Source organism: uncultured Nisaea sp., assembly GCF_963974195.1.
Taxonomy (GTDB): domain Bacteria; phylum Pseudomonadota; class Alphaproteobacteria; order Thalassobaculales; family Thalassobaculaceae; genus Nisaea.
The window spans coordinates 59,073-74,973 of sequence record NZ_CAXBDC010000001.1 but is presented as its reverse complement, the minus strand read 5'-3'; the positions used below and the strand labels follow the sequence as shown (position 1 = coordinate 74,973).

Sequence of the window (15,901 nt, the reverse complement as noted above, 5' to 3'; positions counted from 1 at the left end):
GCAGTGCCGGCCATGAATGAGAGGAGCAGCACATGTCCCTGACGTCGGCGTTGAAAGCGGGTCTGGGTTCCCGCCTGAAGGATCTTTCTGGTAACGGAACCGGAGCCGAGTGGGATCCATATCCCGAAGACGGTCAGGGCGGTGGATCCGCTGCATCCAAACTTCCCGCGAAAGCGCCGGCTCAGGCCGTAAAGCAGCCGCTTCGTGCCGAGCGGGCCGATCGCCCCGGAGTGGCCGTTGCCGCTCCTGCGCGGACGCCGCGTCCAGCCAATGCGAATGCCGCTGCCGAACGGGCTGCACAGCAGGCGAAGAAGGTTCAGCAGGCCCGTCCGGCCGCTGCGAAGCAGAATGCACCCTGGCTGCATGACAAGGACAATGCGATGCGGGTCAACCCGCAGCAATATGCGCGTGAGCTGGATCGTTACCGGAACGAGCAGAACCGGCATCTGACCCAGGAAACCGTCATGGAAGTCGCCTCGGGCGAGCTCGAGGGCATTGCCCAGATGGCGGCAAAGGCTCGCGGCCGTTATTTCGCCAAATTGCTTGATGCCGGCGCGCCGCGTCAGGGCTTCCTGCAGGAAGCGGAGATTGCCGAGCTCAAGTTCTATCGTGAGATGTACGAGGAAATGACGCAGGGCTTCGAGGCCATGCGGGATGCTATCGGAGCTGGAGACATCTCTGTCGCCGGCATGTCGAAGCGCCGTTAAAATTGGCGTTTTACAGGTGCGGAAAAAGTACCTCGACGCGTAGCTGAAAGTAAGAGAGTCTGGATTTCCCAAGCCTGCGACCCTTTGCGGTCGCAGGCATAATTTTGTTGTGAATTCAGTATGCGCTTTGAGATCCGGACACGGCCCGATGGACTATTCGTCGAGGGCATCTGCCATGGCGCCGTTACCGGCGCGTCAATGGTGAAGGCCATCGCGGAAATGCGTCTGGTCGATGGCTATGCGGACGGCCTGAACGCGCTCTGGGATTTTCGTGAGGCAGATCTGTCGGCCATATCGGCGGAGGATATGCAGTTAATGCTGGATTATATGGAGCAGACGCCGAAGCGGCGGTCTGTCCGTATTGCCATTCTGGCTCGCAAGGATGCGGACTTCTTGCTGCTCAAGCTCTGGCGTGCGGTTTCCGCAAACCGGTATGGCCAGGAGACGAAGCTGTTCTCGAACCATGAAGAGGCTTGTCAGTGGCTTGAAGAAAGTGGCTCGTCTGACGATTGAGCTTCGGCGGCAGCAGCTCTCGTACATCCGGCATCCGGAAGCAGAAACACCGCCGTCTCGCCCCACTTCCGAAGCAGTAAGCATCAAAAAAAGGGCCGCTTTCGCGGCCCTTAGCGGGGAGAGGCGCCGTTGGGGGGACGGCGCGGGGGAAATCAGTGGATGGTTGCCGTTGGCAGGTTGATCTCGATGAAGAGATCGGCGGCGAACCGGTGTTCGTCATGGACGCTGCGCTTGTAGCAATGGGCCTGATCCAGGCTGGCGATAGGCTGACCGTCATCCAGCTTCTCAAGCAGGCAGGTGTAGCCGATATCGGTCAAGCTCTCGTATTCCTCGTCGCTCAGGGCCGGGTTCAGGGCCACGAACTGGTCCGCAAAGGCCTCGGCAAAGCGGGACAGGGCACGGCGGCGCAGGCGCCAGCTCTGATGCTGGAGATGGGTCGCCCAGTCGCCGACAGCTTCGACGATGACTTCCGGCAGATGATCGGCCAGGGAAAAGGCGGGCGTTCCGATATTCTGGTTCGCGGCCATTGCTTCGCCGTGATGCTGGTCGGCAGACGAAAATCCCTGGTTAAAGCGACCGGCCGGGGTCATCCAGTTCGTGTCGGAATGCTCGATGGTCGAGCCGTGGGCCGGCCAGGTGCGGTAATCGATGTCTGCCATTTTTAGCTCCAGCTGTCGAATGCTGCGTTAATTGTTCCGAACGACAGGAGCAAGAGGCGGGCCAATATGTGCCAATGCCTTCTCGAGTGAATTATCTATTTGATTTATAATGATAAAGTAATGTGGGGGCCGGTTGTTTTGCGGCTGCCAGTGTTTCCCGGCAGGCGATTTCTGCCGGTCAGAACTGACCTATAGGCAAGAAAAAAGGGCCGCTTCACAGCGGCCCGAGTTAAGGGAGGAAACGCCCAAGAAGTAAACAATACGGCTGGGCAGTCCGTATTGCAGTGCACAATATATGCTGCAAATTTTTGTGGTGCAACCCATTCGTCGCATTAAATTGATCTCGATTTGGAATGAGCCGGTTTCCCTTTCGGGGTGTGGCGAACTTGCAACGATTTGAAGTGATTTGAGCCAATTTTGACTGTAATGAATGGGTGTGAGGCGTTTTGACGCACCTTTGATCCTTTCTGAAACCGAATGATCTTTTCCATTCCGGACAGGGGATGTGTGTAAATTTTCGCGCTGCAACATTGGACGGTGACAATTCCCCTGTTGACAGTTCCGGCGAAATCCATAGCGTCTGCGGCGGGCCGCCACTCCCCAACGAGTGGTTACATGTTAAGGATGATACGATGAAGCCGACGGCAACCCCGTGTGCGCCTCAGTTCTCGTCCGGACCTTGCGCTAAGCGACCCGGATGGGGCCCCGCTGCACTTGCTGACGCCGCTTTAGGGCGTTCTCACCGATCCAAGATCGGAAAATCCAAACTCAAGGAAGTCATTGACCGGACCCGTGCCCTTTTGGGTGTGCCGGATGATTACCGCATCGGCATCGTGCCGGCGTCCGATACCGGCGCCTTCGAGATGGCCATGTGGTCCATGCTCGGTGCCCGTGGCGTTGATCTGCTGGCATGGGAAAGCTTTGGTTCCGGCTGGGTAACGGATGTGGTCAAGCAGCTCAAGCTTGAGGATGTCCGGGTGCTTGAGGCCGATTACGGCCAGATCGCGGATCTTTCCGCTGTCGATCCCAAGCGCGATACCGTCTTCACCTTTAACGGCACGACCTCCGGTGTCCGGGTGCCGAACGGCGACTGGATCGCGGACGATCGCGAAGGCCTGACCCTGTGCGACGCGACTTCGGCCGTCTTCGCCATGGATCTGCCGTGGCAGAAGCTCGATGTCACCACCTATTCCTGGCAGAAGGTGCTGGGCGGTGAGGGTGCACACGGCATGCTGATCCTCAGCCCCCGCGCCGTGGAGCGGCTGGAAAGCTATGCTCCGGCCTGGCCGATGCCGAAGATCTTCCGCATGACCAAGGGCGGCAAGCTGATCGAGGGCATTTTCAAGGGCGAGACCATCAACACGCCTTCCATGCTGGCGGTCGAGGACGTTCTCGATGCGCTGAAATGGGCGGAACAGATCGGCGGCCTGAAGGGTATGATTGCCCGCTCCGAAGCCAACCTCGCGGCGGTCTCTGTCTGGGTCGAAAAAAGCGACTGGGCGGGTTTCCTCGCGGCGGACCCAGCGGTGCGTTCCAGTACATCCATCTGCATCTCTGCCTCCGATCCGTGGTTCGACGGCTTGTCCGAAGAGGATCAGCGGGCGGCCATGAAACAGATCGACGCCCTGCTTGAGGCCGAAGGCGTTGCTTTCGACATCAACGGGTATCGCGATGCGCCTGCCGGTCTCCGGCTCTGGGGCGGGGCGACCGTCGAGGCTGCCGACATGGAAGCTCTGCTGCCGTGGCTCGACTGGGCCTATGGCCAGGTGAAGCAGTCCAAGTCAGAGGCTGCCTGATCGAAAAATGCTCCCGGCAACAGGCCGGGAGCGTCTTTCCCGAGAATGCAGAATAAATACGAGCGCTCGAGGAGCATGCCGTGCCCAAAGTCCTTATTTCAGACAAGCTGAGCCCCGCCGCCGTGGAGATTTTCCGCGCGCGTGGCCTGGAGACCGATTTCAAACCCGGCCTGTCGGCTGATGAATTGCTTGAGATCATCGGTGATTATGACGGCCTCGCCATCCGGTCCGCGACCAAGGTGACGAAAGAGGTTCTGGCCAAGGCGCCGAACCTGAAGGTCGTTGGCCGGGCCGGTATCGGTGTCGACAATGTCGATACCGCCGCCGCGACGGCCGCCGGTGTGGTGGTGATGAACACGCCCTTCGGCAATGCCATCACCACGGCGGAACATGCCATTGCCATGATGTTCGCGCTGGCCCGCCAGATCCCCGCCGCCGACCGCTCCACCCAGGAAGGCAAGTGGGAGAAGTCCAAATTCATGGGCGTCGAGCTGACCGGCAAGCGCCTCGGCCTGATCGGCTGCGGCAATATCGGCGCCATCGTCGCCGACCGGGCACGCGGATTGAAAATGCGGGTTGCCGCCTATGATCCCTATCTCAGTGATGAGCGGGCGGCGCAGCTTGGTGTCACCAAGGTGGAGCTCGACCAGCTCTTTGCCGAGGCGGATATCATCACCCTGCACACGCCGATGACGGACGCGACGCGCAACATCATCGATGCGGGCGCGATCCAGAAGATGAAAGCGGGCGTCCGGATCATCAACTGCGCCCGTGGCGGGTTGGTGGACGAAGTAGCCTTGCGCGGTGCTTTGGAAACCGGCCATGTCGCCGGTGCCGCCTTCGATGTTTTCGTCGAGGAACCGGCCAGGGAAAACGTGTTGTTCGGTGCGCCGAACTTCATCGCCACCCCGCATCTCGGCGCGTCCACCAGTGAAGCACAGGAAAAGGTCGCCCTGCAGGTGGCGGAGCAGATGTCCGACTATCTGCTGACGGGAGCAGTGACCAACGCGGTCAACATGCCGTCCGTCACGGCAGAAGAGGCGCCGCTGCTGAAGCCTTATATGAAGCTGGCGGAAAATCTCGGCGCCTTCTCGGGGCAGGTGATCGGCAGCGCTATCAAATCGATCTCCATCGAGTTCGAGGGACTGGCGGCGGAAATCAATCCGGCACCTGTGGTGGCGGCCGCTCTCACGGGCGTGCTCAAGCCGACATTGACTTCGGTCAACATGGTCAGCGCCCCGGCGGAAGCGCAGGCGCGCGGTATCGCCGTGACCACGATCAAGCATGACCGGCCCTGCGACTACCAGACCATGCTGCGGGTGACTGTCGAGACCGGAGAACGCACCCGGACGGTTGCGGGAACACTCTTTGCCGAGAATCTGCCGCGTCTGGTGGATGTGCAGGGGATCGCCATCGAGGCCGAGTTCGGCGCACACATGCTCTATGTCCGCAATTACGACAAGCCGGGCTTCATCGGCTCGCTGGGGTCCGCCCTTGGCGATGCCGGGGTCAATATCGCCACCTTCCATCTCGGCCGCCGGGAAGAGGGCGGCGAGGCGGTGGCCCTTGTCGAAGTGGACAGCGCGGTGGGCGAGGATCTGCTGAACGCGGTGAAGGCATTGCCGAACGTCGCACGGGTGGATGCGCTGAACTTCTAAACATCACCGTCATCCCCTCGTGCGAGGGGATGACGAATTTGGGCGGATATCGCGCGAGTATCTCCAACGCCTCACGAGTATCTCCGATACCTCACATATCGGCGAAAATCTGTTCCCGGATTTTTCGCGAGCCCCCCAGCCGCTGCTCGGCCAGGGCCCTGGCTCCGGCGGGAGCAGTCTCGGGTGTTCCGCTGTTAAAGGGCGGTTGCGGAGCATATTCGATCCCGAGCTGGACGGCCTCGGCTTCTTCCTGTCCGAACAGCTCGGCAATCATCACCAGCCCGAAATCGATGCCTGACGTAATCCCGCCGGCGGTAATCAGATTGCCGTCGCGCACGACACGCCCCGGCGTGTAAATGGCGCCGAACTTTTCCAGAAAATCGACCGCATACCAGTGCGACGTTGCTTTCTTGCCCTTCAGCAGTCCCGCGGCACCGAGCAGCAGGGAGCCGGTGCAGACGGAAGTGATGTAGCGGGCGCCCCCGGCCTGTTCCCGGATGAAGGAAAGGGTGGCTTCGTCGCGTAACAGTGGATTGACGCCGGCGCCGCCCGGCACGCAGATCACGTCGAGCTGCGGGCAGTCATCGAACGAGATCGTGGGCTGGAGGGGAAGGCCGCAGGAGGCGGTAAGGGGCTGCATGTCCGCACCGACAAGAAGTGTCTCCGCCTCGGGCGTGGCTTTGAAGGTTTCATAGGGACCAACGAAGTCCAGTAACTGGACGCCGGGAAACAGAAGAAGACCAATTTTGACTGTCATGTGAGTGCTCCTGGTTGACTGTGGAGAGCTTAGGGCCAATTATTTTGGCCGTACCGCCAAAGATCCAACATATCAGGCCAAAATGACTCGTCATATCGAGATACTGGGATTCCCGGACTGCCAACTGCTCGACATCGCGGGCCCGTTGCAGGTGTTCTCCACGGCCAACGATCAGGCGCGCTCGGATGGCGGCGCGGCGCCTTATGTGCCTGTCGTCGTCGGGCGCGGACCCGATGTGAAAACCAGTGCTGGCCTTTCTCTTTCGGTAAAGCCAATGGGAGCGCCGGATAGGCCTGTAGACACTTTCATCGCGGCTGGTGGCGTGGGCGTCAATGCTGCTTGTGAGGATGCGGAGCTGGTGGCGTGGCTGCGCGACCGGGCCCGGTCGGCGCGTCGGACGGCATCCGTCTGCAGCGGCGCGTTTCTGCTCGCGACGGCCGGATTGCTCGATGGCCGCCGGGCGGTGACGCACTGGCAGCGCTGCGAGGAGTTCACCTTGCGCTTTCCCAAGGTCCGTCTCGAGATGGATCCGATTTTTGTGCGCGACGGCGATATCTGGACTTCGGCCGGTGTGACGGCGGGGATCGATCTGTCTTTGGCCATGGTTGAGGCCGATCTTGGCCGGGAGATGGCATTGAGCGTGGCCCGGCAACTCGTCGTGTTCCTGAAGCGACCGGGAGGTCAGTCGCAATTCAGCACAATTCTCGGGCTGCAGGGCGGAGAGGGACGGTTCGACGAGTTGCACGCGTGGATGCAGCAGAACCTTGCTGGTCGGCTTTCAATCGACGATCTTGCCGCTCGGGCCGGGATGAGCGTCCGGAGCTTTTCCCGGCATTACCGGGGTGCAACGGGCCGGACCCCGGCAAACGCACTGGAGGATATGCGCCTGGAAACCGCCCGGCGCCTGCTTGAGCAGAACGGTTCTGTCTCGCGGGTTGCCCAACGGTGCGGGTTCGGGACGGAGGAAACCATGCGCCGCGTTTTCCGGCGCCGCCTCGGCTCAAGCCCGCAAGAGTATCGCGAGCGGTTCGTCTGATCCTTGTAAGGGGGAACGTTCTCTTAGTAACGCTCCTCCACTACTCCTCCAGGTTTTCCAGATATACCCTGAGCTTACGCGGTGAGGTGAAGCGGTGCATATCGCCTCTGAACGCGGACAAACGCTCAAGATCCCGTTTTCTCTGTCCGCGCCTGTACTTCAACACAAAGCGCAGGAAATCCAAGTCCAGGCGCTCGGGGCATCCCTCGACGAACTCTTCACCGCGTAATTCGCCCAGCCCGGTCCAGCTGCGGCGCAAGGCGCGTATGAAGCAGACGGGCGTGGAGAAATCCAGATGGATAAGTGTATCGGCAGCCGGAAGGCGCAGGTCCAGCGACCCGCCGTAATTGCCGTCCATAATCCATCGCGGTTGCTCGGCCAGATGCTGTACCTTTGCCCGCCATTCGTCGCGATCCGGGCGTACCCATCCGGGTTTCCAGTAATGCCGGTCCAGATGAATAATCGGCAATCCGGTGATTTTTGCGAGGCTTCTTGCCGCAGTTGATTTACCGGCGCCGGGGCAGCCGACGATGAGCACGCGGTTTATCATGCATATTCCCGGTCGTGAAAATTACCGCTCATGCACCGTCCAGCCGCTTTCGCATGATCGGCCGTGTTTCGGAGCGTCGCGCGGCTTCCTCGAAACCGGCGTCGCGGAAAGCGCCGATGAAGCCTGTCCAGGCATAGACGGCCGGATAGCTCTTCTTCGAGCTGTCGACGGGATAGCCTTCCAGAATTGTCGCGCCGCGATCCCGGGCGAAGTCGCATGCGGCCTCAAGCAGCTTTAGCGAGAGGCCTTGCTTGCGGAAGCGTTTGTCGACAAGGAAGCAGGAAATGCTCCAGACGGGCTGTTGGTCCAGAGGCTTCAGCACGCGGGAAGAGGCAAGGCGCGGAAAGGCGTTTCGTTCATCGACCTGAATCCAGCCAACGGCTTCGCCCGCCCGCCAGGCAACGAGGCCCGGTATGTGCCCCGTGTCGAACAGCGCCTTCATGGCCGCGCGATTACCGTCACCCATGCCCGCATCCATTTCTTTCTTTGGCAATCGCCAGAGCATGCACCAGCATCCGCCGCAGCCGCCTTTCTCGCCCATGACAGCTTCAAAGCCATGCCAGTCGGCCGGGCGGATATCGAATTCATTCCCCGTTTCCGGATTGTTGCCGGCCATTGTCTTCCTGCCCCGTTCATCGTTCACGGCGGTGCGGATCGTCGCCAATTACGACCGGAGCGACAAGGCCCGGCCGGACTCCCTTGCTAATCAGGCACTGCTGACAGCGTTGTGTCAGCAGCCTGGCGCATCCGTGTGAAGCGGTCTTGATTAATTAGGACGAATGTCCTAATGATGTTTTGCTCAATCGGGGACAGGAAATGCAAGACGGAAAGACTGCAGAGCGGATTGTCGATTGCGCCGACGATCTGTTCTACCGGCAAGGCTTCGAGGCGACGTCTTTCGCGGACATTGCCGCTGCTGTCGGTATCTCCCGGGGCAATTTCTATTACCATTACAAGGCCAAGGACGATTTGCTGGAGGCCGTGATCGCGCGCCGGATGGCAAACACATCGGCCATGTTGCGGGACTGGGAGAGCGCCGGAGACGATCCGGCGGAGCGTATTCGCAGCTTCATTCACATCCTGATCCGCAACCGGGACAAGATCGAACAATTCGGCTGCCCCGTCGGCTCTCTCAGCACCGAACTCGCCAAGCTCAACCATGAGGCCCAGGACGAGGCGGCCCGGATCTTCACGCTGTTCCGGACCTGGCTCCGCCGGCAGTTCGAACGGCTTGGCCGGGAGGCTGACGCTGATGCGCTCGCCATGCATCTTCTGGTGCGCAGCCAGGGTGTCGCCACACTGTCCGCCGCCTATCGGGACCCAGCCTTTGTCGAGCGCGAAGTCGCGTCCATGTGTGACTGGCTGGCGGACGAGGCCGCAAGGGGCGTCACCGTCTCATCCTCCGCAAAACCCCACTGACCGGGAGAGTGATCCGATGTTTGTCGCCCTGCTAAAATTCTCCAAACACAAAGACCGCGCCGGTGATTTCATGGACGGGCACAAGGCCTGGCTGAAGCGTGGCTTCGAAGATGGCATCTTTCTGTTGGCTGGAAGCCTGCCGCCGGGTGCGGGCGGCGGCATCCTTGCGCACAATCTTGACCGGGAAGCTCTGGAGGCCCGGCTGGCGGAGGATCCGTTCGTCGCCGAAGACGTGGTCCAGCCGGAAATCATCGAGATCGCCCCGGCCATGACCGATCCGCGCCTCGATTTTCTCGCCACCTGAGAGGACTGAAATCATGAGCGACCCCTTCATCGCGCCGGACGGCAAGCCGCGCTGCCGCTGGTGCGGCGGAGCCCCGGAATTTCTGCCCTATCACGACACGGAATGGGGATTCCCGGTGGCCGATGACAGGCGATTGTTCGAGAAACTGTGTCTGGAAAGCTTCCAGTCCGGCCTGAGCTGGCGGACCATCCTGGCGAAGCGGGAGAATTTCCGTGCCGCGTTCCGCAATTTCGAGTTCGCGGAGGTCGCGGCATTCACGGAGAAGGACGTTGAACGGCTGCTCGGAGATGCCGGTATCGTCCGCCATCGGGGCAAGATCGAGGCTGTGATCAATAATGCGGCCCGGGCGGTGGAGATGGTCGAACAGGAAGGCTCCCTCGCGGCTTTCTTCTGGAGCTATGAGCCCAGTACGGCAGGGCTTGCCGCCCCGCAAACCGCCTCCACCTCAGCAGCCTCGATTGCGCTCTCAAAAGAGCTGAAAAAGCGCGGCTGGAAATTCGTCGGCCCGACCACGGTCTATGCCTTCATGCAGGCCATGGGGCTGATCAACGATCATGTGGAAGCGTGCGTGGTGCGGGAACAGGTGACGACAGCGCGAGCGGATTTTGTGCATCCTGCGGCCATACTTATTCCCGCACCTGCATCGTCATCTAGCACCTGATGTGGAGTCCAGGGAAAAAGGTGACGTTCAGCATAGAATAAATGGAGAGATCCGTTAATCTCTTAAGCGATGCCGAGAAACGTAGTATTAATAACGTGCCGCCCTTTATTCGGCTGAACTCTTCTTTTAATTACAGCTTAATCATCGCATTCAAAAAAGCCGTGGGCTGCATATTGTTATGAGAGCTTCCGCTTCCCATAGGCTCTGTATACCCTTGGTATGGTGGCGGCGTTGTGTTGGTTAGGCCAACCGAACCAATTGCCGCCCCGGGCGCCCCGCTGGAGGTAATACCGTACACGAAACAATGGTTGGCTCCATCATCACCCACTCCGTTTAGAAGTTTGTCGGCAGGTAATTCTGTTTTGGTCAATGTATGTGACTCTGCGCCGACAGTTTGACCAAGTGAGCGTGTCGTCAATGACGCGCCCGCACCCGAAACCCCAACTGTCCGACCGAGCATTTTCGTAAGTGTCAGCGGTTTGTTAGCCGCAAAGTCTGCGGCTGCGTCTGCACCACGCCCGCCTGTAACGGGCGCGTATGTATCGGAAACGCTGTTCCAGAATAGTGTGTAGAGCGCCTCAGTATCCGCATCAGCGCGATTTGTCGCTGCAGACGCTGCATTTCCGATGCTTCCATCGTCGCACATTACCCAGCCAGATTCTGGCGTGTTTTTGAAGGTCAACTTGACATCACCTGTGGAAAAGCCGGCGTCGCTTCCGTTTCCGCCGTCACCAGACGGGCAAGGGTCATGGACTGTTGCAACCGGATTTCCGTCACAATCGCCCGAATTAATCACTACAACTGCAACCATCTTCCTTACTCCTCATAAATGTGTGCGCTCAAGCTGCCGATAACTTTGACGGCGCGTACAGATGTTGAGTAAAATATTACTCATATAAATTGATATATACACCTATTAGTTGTGTTTAGTGATAATTTTTATTACTAAAACTAATGCGCCCTCACCGCGAGGCTAGTGGGGCAATGTCGACAGTTCAGACACGATCTGGAGTTTGCATTGGCTAAGGTGTTGCGTGTTTTTAGCGAATGTATGGCGTGCGGCATGTGAGGACGGGAACAGATTCAATATTTCATGTCGCCCTGCTCACGCGGATATGACGCCCCATTCCCCAAGCTCTGCATATATCACTCGGGGCGGTTATGGTCAGGTCACCATGACCAGTTCAGCCTGTATCCAGGCGTCGATTTATAAAAGGGGCAGCCTATGTCGGTCGAGACCAGAAGAGTCAGTTTTCCGGGGGCACAGGGTGACACACTGGCGGCGCGTCTTGATCTGCCGGTCGGCAAGCCGCGCGGATATGCGCTGTTCGCCCATTGCTTCACCTGCTCGAAGGACATTGCGGCCGCGCGCCAGATCGCGGGTGGCCTGGCGGCGCAGGGGCTCGCCGTGCTGCGGTTCGACTTTACGGGGCTCGGGCACAGCGAGGGGGAGTTCGCGAATACGACTTTCGCCTCGAACATTCAGGACCTCGTCGCGGCGGCGGACTGGATGCGTGGTGAAGGAATGGCGCCGACGGCGCTGATCGGGCATTCGCTTGGTGGGGCCGCGGTTCTGTCGGCCGCCGCCCACATCCCGGAGGCCAAGGGTGTTGCGACTATCGGTGCGCCGGCGGACCCGGAGCATGTCGTGCATAATTTCGGCGCGGATCTGGACGTTATCGAGCGGGACGGAGAGGCGGATGTGTCGCTCGCCGGCCGGAATTTCCGGATCCGGAAGTCTTTCATAGATGATCTCAAGACGCATGATCTGGAAGAGCGGATTGCCAACCTGAAGCGAGACCTGCTGATTTTCCATGCCCCCCTGGACATGACCGTCGGTATCGGGAATGCGGCCCGGATCTTTGACGCCGCCAAACACCCGAAGAGCTTTGTCTCGCTCGACAAGGCGGACCATTTGCTCACCCGGCCGGCGGACGCGGCTTATGTGGCCTCGGTCATTGCCGCGTGGGCGGGTCGCCTTGTTCCGGAAGAAGCGCCGCTACAGCTTGCCGCACGCGAGGGAGACGTCGTGGTCGCGCATCTGGGCGAGGGCAAATTCCCGCAAGCCATCCTCGCGGCGGGGCACAGACTACGGGCGGACGAGCCGAAAAGTGTCGGCGGCGATAACAGTGGCCCCGGACCCTATGACTTCCTGCTGGCCGGTCTCGGTGCCTGCACCAACATGACCCTGTCGCTCTATGCCGAACGCAAGGGCTGGCAAATCGACCGCCTCGAGACCCGGCTGCGACACAGTAAAATTCATGCCGATGACTGTACCGACTGTGAGACGCAGGCCGGAAAGATCGACAAGATCAGCCGGGAGATCATGATCGAGGGGCCGCTCGACGCAGAGCATCGGCAAAAGCTCCGGGAGATTGCCGACAAGTGTCCGGTCCACCGGACCTTGCATTCGGAAATCGTGATCGAGACGGAGATGGTCGAGAGCGTGTGACGATGCTTTGCCTTTGCAGGCATCTGCACCGGAGCTTCACTCCGGGCGCGCTTTCCTTTCGAGGATTTCCTCGACCCGCTCGGTGATATCGGCGCGTTCCACGCCAATATCCAGAAGTTGACGGTCGCTCAGGCCCTGAAGCGTCCGGATTCTGCTGCGCCGCAATCGCTCGCGGGAGATTTTTGCAAACTCCTGTCGCACAACTTCCTCCACGGCATGGATGAGCCGTGACAGGCTTTTGAAAACCGGATGCCCGAACGGCTCGGCCCGTGGACACTGGATGGTGTTGGCGAGATTGGGGTGGCAGTGGCGTAGGCGCATCACTTCCTCCAGCGGCTTAAGGGGCTGTTTGCGGTCTTTATGGTGGAGAAATATTTGAACTTAATCTCCGCCTTCCCGGTCAAATGCGGTACAGTGTTTGTTGTCTTATCAATCAAATATTGATTATTATGGTTGCCGACAAACGAGAAGATCTCGGTTTATGTTTTAGAAAAATTCAGGTGTAAGTGATGGGGCGACCGCAACCGCCACTTAATGCCCTCAGGGCCTTCGAGGCGGCCGGGCGGCATCTCAGCTTCACAAAGGCGGCGGCCGAGCTGAACGTCACGCCGGCGGCGATCAGCCATCAGGTCAAGGCGCTGGAAGAACTGCTCGAAGTGCCCTTGTTCCGGCGCCTGACCCGGGCATTGCGTCTTACAGAGGCTGGTCAGGCCGCTTTGCCGATATTGGGGCAGGGCTTCGACAAGCTGGCCCAGGCGGTGGATCAGATACGCAGCCATTGCGAAAGCGGTGTCCTGACCATTAGCGTCAGTCCTTCCTTCGGCGGCATGTGGCTGCTGCCCAGGCTCGAGCGGTTCCGCAGCAAACATCCGGACATCGAAATCCGCATCGACGGAACCGACCGTCTGGTTGATCTGACGCGCGATGATGTTGATGTGGCGGTGCGCTATGGTCCCGGCGGCTATGAGGGCGTTCGGGTCGAACGGTTGTTCGGTCAGCTCAATACACCGGTTTGCAGCCCGGCATTGTTGGAAGGCGTGCACCCCTTACGCAGGCCAGAGGATCTGCGCCACCATACCCTGCTACATATTGACTGGACCGAAGCCGAGGCGAGTTGGCGCATGTGGTTGCTGGCGGCCGGTCTGCACGATATCGACCCGGCCCGGGGGCCGCGCTTCAATATGGAAAGCATGGCCATTCAGTCGGCGGTCGATGGCCACGGCGTAGCTCTGGTTGGGGAATTACTGGTGGCGGATCACCTCGCGGCCGGCCGTCTCGTCCGTCCCTTCGATCCCGGGCTCAGTACGCCGCTGACCTTCTCCTTTTATTTGCTGAGCGCGAAGGATCGGGCGGATACGCCAAAGATCGCCGCGTTCCGCGACTGGTTGATGGAGGAAGGGCGCGCGGTGAGCGGGGAGGTTGCGGGTTAAGGGGACGAGCTCTCGACAGTGCATCGTCATCCCGACGCAGGTCGGGATCCAAGGACGGCAAATGGCACTCCATGATCTTCTAGGTCCCGGCTCTCTGGCCGGGATGACGATAATGAGAAGGCTTCGGTTGGCCTTCAGTCGTCGTAGGAAATTAGTGAGGTGAAGGGGATGTCGAGACGGTCGCGGCCCTTCAGGAAGGTGAGTTCCATGATGCTGGCGGCGCCGGTGACTTCGCCGCCGACCTTGCGGACCAGCTCGATGGCGGCGGCAAGCGTGCCGCCGGTGGCCAGCAGGTCGTCGAGGATGACCACGCGCTGGCCGGGCTCGATGGCACCGTCCTGCACCTCGATCGTGTCGCTGCCATATTCCAGATCATAGGTATAGGGAATGGTCTTGCCGGGCAGCTTGCCCTTCTTGCGGACCATGTGAAAGCCGAGGCCGAGTTCCAGGGCCAGCGGGGCGGCGACAAGGAAGCCTCGGGATTCGATGCCGGCCAGCACGTCTGGTTTGTAGCCGTCGACAACGGTTTTCAATTGCTCCACGGTCGCCTTCCAGGCTGCCGGGTGCGCGAGCAGGGTGGAGATATCGTAGAACAGGATGCCCGGCTTCGGAAAATCGGGCACTTCGCGGATATGTTTCTTCAGGTCCATGCTCGGATTCCCGTGGCATCTGTTAAGCAGCGGCCTTGATAGGTGAGTGTTGCGATGAATTCCAGTATCTTGTGCTTTGTAAGGATTTTCAGGCGCATAAGACGTGCCTGAAGCATCACGCGCCGACCGGCCGCGTGCCGGTGTCCTTGGACTGGGGGGAACAAGACGTGGCGGCTGCAGCCGAGACCTCGCTTTCGATCACGGAAGCCGGCGGTGAACTCAGGGTCGGCATTACAGGGCCTCTGACGGTGGATGCCGTCGGACGGCTGGACCGGGAGTTCCGGCAGGCCGTGAAGGCATCCCCGCGCCAGGTGGTGATCGACGCCGCCGATGTCACCGCGCTGGACAGTGCCGGGGCGTGGGTTTTGCGCCGGACATCCGAAGCATTCTCCGGGCGCGGGATCGAGGTCCGGCTGGACGGCCTGCGGGCGGAATATGCGGCTCTGCTGGAGAAAGCCTTCATTCCCGATCCGGACGTGCCGACCGATGCAAACAGGCCGAACCCGTTGATTGTGATCGCCGCGCGGGCCGGGAAGGCGATGTTCGACATGGCCCATGTCGGGCGTGATCTGTTCGGGTTCTTCGGCCTGACCATTGTCTCGCTGCTTGCGCTGCTTACCGGCCGGGCCCGGCTTCGTTTCGTGGCGCTGGTCAGCCAGCTCGAATATGTCGGCCTCAATGCCGTTGGTATCGTCGCGCTGCTCTGTTTTCTGGTCGGCGTGGTGCTGGCCTATATGGGCTCGCTCCAGCTTGAGCGGTTTGGCGCCGCGATCCTGACGGTGAACCTTGTCGGCGTCTCCGTGCTGCGTGAGATCGGCGTGCTGCTGACGGCGATCATCGTCGCGGGCCGGTCCGGCAGTGCCTTTACGGCCCAGATCGGCACCATGAAGGTGAACCAGGAAGTGGATGCGCTGGAGACGCTGGGTTTGTCGCCGGTCGACGTGCTGGTGATCCCGCGCCTGATCGCGTTGTTCATCGCCCTGCCGATCCTGGTTTTCATCGGCGATATCGCGGGGCTCGCGGGTGGTGCCATGATCGCGGTGCTGACGCTGGACCTGTCGATCCAGCAGTTCCTGACCCAGCTCAAGGGCGCTGTCGATTTCTGGGATTTCGGCACCGGTATCCTGAAGGCGCCGGTCTTTGCCTATGTCATTGCCGTTGTCGGCTGCCATCAGGGCCTCAAGGTTTCCGGCAGTGCCGAGAGTGTCGGCTTCCGCACCACCAAGGCCGTGGTGGAATCCATCTTCATCGTGATCGTGCTGGATGCACTGTTCGCGGTGTTCTTTGCCGAAGTCGGGATCTGAACCAT

General features: G+C 60.2%; 18 protein-coding genes. 11 read left to right on the top strand and 7 right to left on the bottom strand.

Annotated features, from left to right (window positions below; genetic code table 11):
* Window positions 1-32 precede the first annotated feature (32 nt).
* A complete protein-coding gene (locus tag AAC126_RS00390) occupies window positions 33-707 on the top strand; it encodes a hypothetical protein (RefSeq protein WP_339848706.1) in 675 nt (224 codons plus the stop codon).
* Between the two features lie 120 nt (window positions 708-827).
* Window positions 828-1,220: a hypothetical protein gene (locus AAC126_RS00385; RefSeq protein WP_339848705.1), complete on the top strand. Its 393-nt coding sequence runs from the start codon at window positions 828-830 to the stop codon at window positions 1,218-1,220.
* A gap of 152 nt (window positions 1,221-1,372) precedes the next feature.
* Here the strand turns inward: AAC126_RS00385 and AAC126_RS00380 are convergent, their stop codons facing one another.
* Entirely contained in the window at window positions 1,373-1,879 is a 507-nt protein-coding gene (locus AAC126_RS00380) for a hypothetical protein (protein ID WP_339848703.1), read from the bottom strand.
* A gap of 632 nt (window positions 1,880-2,511) precedes the next feature.
* Here AAC126_RS00380 and AAC126_RS00375 point away from each other — a divergent pair.
* Both AAC126_RS00375 and serA read left to right on the top strand, forming a co-directional pair.
* On the top strand, window positions 2,512-3,675 hold the full coding sequence (locus AAC126_RS00375) for a phosphoserine transaminase (protein WP_339848702.1): 1,164 nt from the start codon (window positions 2,512-2,514) through the stop codon (window positions 3,673-3,675).
* An 80-nt stretch (window positions 3,676-3,755) separates the two neighbouring features.
* Window positions 3,756-5,333 carry a phosphoglycerate dehydrogenase gene (gene serA, locus AAC126_RS00370; RefSeq protein ID WP_339848700.1) on the top strand — a complete coding sequence of 526 codons (1,578 nt, stop codon included), beginning with the start codon at window positions 3,756-3,758 and terminating at the stop codon, window positions 5,331-5,333.
* Between the two features lie 91 nt (window positions 5,334-5,424).
* Here serA and AAC126_RS00365 read toward each other — a convergent pair whose 3' ends face one another.
* Complete coding sequence (locus tag AAC126_RS00365) at window positions 5,425-6,090, bottom strand: DJ-1/PfpI family protein (protein ID WP_339848698.1); 666 nt, start codon at window positions 6,088-6,090, stop codon at window positions 5,425-5,427.
* Window positions 6,091-6,172: 82 nt separating this feature from the next.
* On the opposite strand from AAC126_RS00365, the gene AAC126_RS00360 reads away from it, so the two are divergent.
* A complete protein-coding gene (locus AAC126_RS00360) occupies window positions 6,173-7,126 on the top strand; it encodes a GlxA family transcriptional regulator (protein WP_339848695.1) in 954 nt (317 codons plus the stop codon).
* 40 nt (window positions 7,127-7,166) lie between these two features.
* On the opposite strand, the gene AAC126_RS00355 is transcribed toward AAC126_RS00360, so the two are convergent.
* Both AAC126_RS00355 and AAC126_RS00350 read right to left on the bottom strand, forming a co-directional pair.
* Window positions 7,167-7,676 carry an isopentenyl transferase family protein gene (locus AAC126_RS00355; protein WP_339848693.1) on the bottom strand — a complete coding sequence of 170 codons (510 nt, stop codon included), beginning with the start codon at window positions 7,674-7,676 and terminating at the stop codon, window positions 7,167-7,169.
* Between the two features lie 28 nt (window positions 7,677-7,704).
* Window positions 7,705-8,292: a GNAT family N-acetyltransferase gene (locus AAC126_RS00350; RefSeq protein WP_339848690.1), complete on the bottom strand. Its 588-nt coding sequence runs from the start codon at window positions 8,290-8,292 to the stop codon at window positions 7,705-7,707.
* 200 nt (window positions 8,293-8,492) lie between these two features.
* Here AAC126_RS00350 and AAC126_RS00345 point away from each other — a divergent pair, with 200 nt between their 5' ends.
* The 3 genes from AAC126_RS00345 to AAC126_RS00335 are packed head-to-tail and all read left to right on the top strand — an operon-like array spanning window position 8,493 to window position 10,060.
* Complete coding sequence (locus tag AAC126_RS00345) at window positions 8,493-9,095, top strand: TetR/AcrR family transcriptional regulator (protein ID WP_339848689.1); 603 nt, start codon at window positions 8,493-8,495, stop codon at window positions 9,093-9,095.
* 16 nt (window positions 9,096-9,111) lie between these two features.
* Window positions 9,112-9,399 carry a hypothetical protein gene (locus AAC126_RS00340; protein ID WP_339848688.1) on the top strand — a complete coding sequence of 96 codons (288 nt, stop codon included), beginning with the start codon at window positions 9,112-9,114 and terminating at the stop codon, window positions 9,397-9,399.
* Between the two features lie 13 nt (window positions 9,400-9,412).
* The gene (locus tag AAC126_RS00335; RefSeq protein ID WP_339848684.1) at window positions 9,413-10,060 is read left to right on the top strand and encodes a DNA-3-methyladenine glycosylase I; all 648 of its coding nucleotides are present in this window, start codon (window positions 9,413-9,415) and stop codon (window positions 10,058-10,060) included.
* A gap of 130 nt (window positions 10,061-10,190) precedes the next feature.
* On the opposite strand, the gene AAC126_RS00330 is transcribed toward AAC126_RS00335, so the two are convergent.
* On the bottom strand, window positions 10,191-10,871 hold the full coding sequence (locus AAC126_RS00330; RefSeq protein ID WP_339848682.1) for a hypothetical protein: 681 nt from the start codon (window positions 10,869-10,871) through the stop codon (window positions 10,191-10,193).
* 414 nt (window positions 10,872-11,285) lie between these two features.
* Between AAC126_RS00330 and AAC126_RS00325 the strand changes: the two genes are divergently transcribed.
* Window positions 11,286-12,512, top strand: a complete 1,227-nt coding sequence (locus AAC126_RS00325) for a bifunctional alpha/beta hydrolase/OsmC family protein (RefSeq protein WP_339848681.1) — start codon at window positions 11,286-11,288, stop codon at window positions 12,510-12,512.
* Between the two features lie 36 nt (window positions 12,513-12,548).
* Here AAC126_RS00325 and AAC126_RS00320 read toward each other — a convergent pair whose 3' ends face one another.
* Entirely contained in the window at window positions 12,549-12,833 is a 285-nt protein-coding gene (locus tag AAC126_RS00320; protein WP_339848679.1) for a DUF1127 domain-containing protein, read from the bottom strand.
* 188 nt (window positions 12,834-13,021) lie between these two features.
* On the opposite strand from AAC126_RS00320, the gene AAC126_RS00315 reads away from it, so the two are divergent.
* A complete protein-coding gene (locus AAC126_RS00315) occupies window positions 13,022-13,942 on the top strand; it encodes a transcriptional regulator GcvA (protein ID WP_339848676.1) in 921 nt (306 codons plus the stop codon).
* Between the two features lie 134 nt (window positions 13,943-14,076).
* Here AAC126_RS00315 and AAC126_RS00310 read toward each other — a convergent pair whose 3' ends face one another.
* On the bottom strand, window positions 14,077-14,592 hold the full coding sequence (locus tag AAC126_RS00310; RefSeq protein ID WP_339848675.1) for an adenine phosphoribosyltransferase: 516 nt from the start codon (window positions 14,590-14,592) through the stop codon (window positions 14,077-14,079).
* 167 nt (window positions 14,593-14,759) lie between these two features.
* Here AAC126_RS00310 and AAC126_RS00305 point away from each other — a divergent pair, with 167 nt between their 5' ends.
* Window positions 14,760-15,896, top strand: a complete 1,137-nt coding sequence (locus AAC126_RS00305) for an MlaE family lipid ABC transporter permease subunit (RefSeq protein WP_339848673.1) — start codon at window positions 14,760-14,762, stop codon at window positions 15,894-15,896.
* Window positions 15,897-15,901 lie beyond the last annotated feature (5 nt).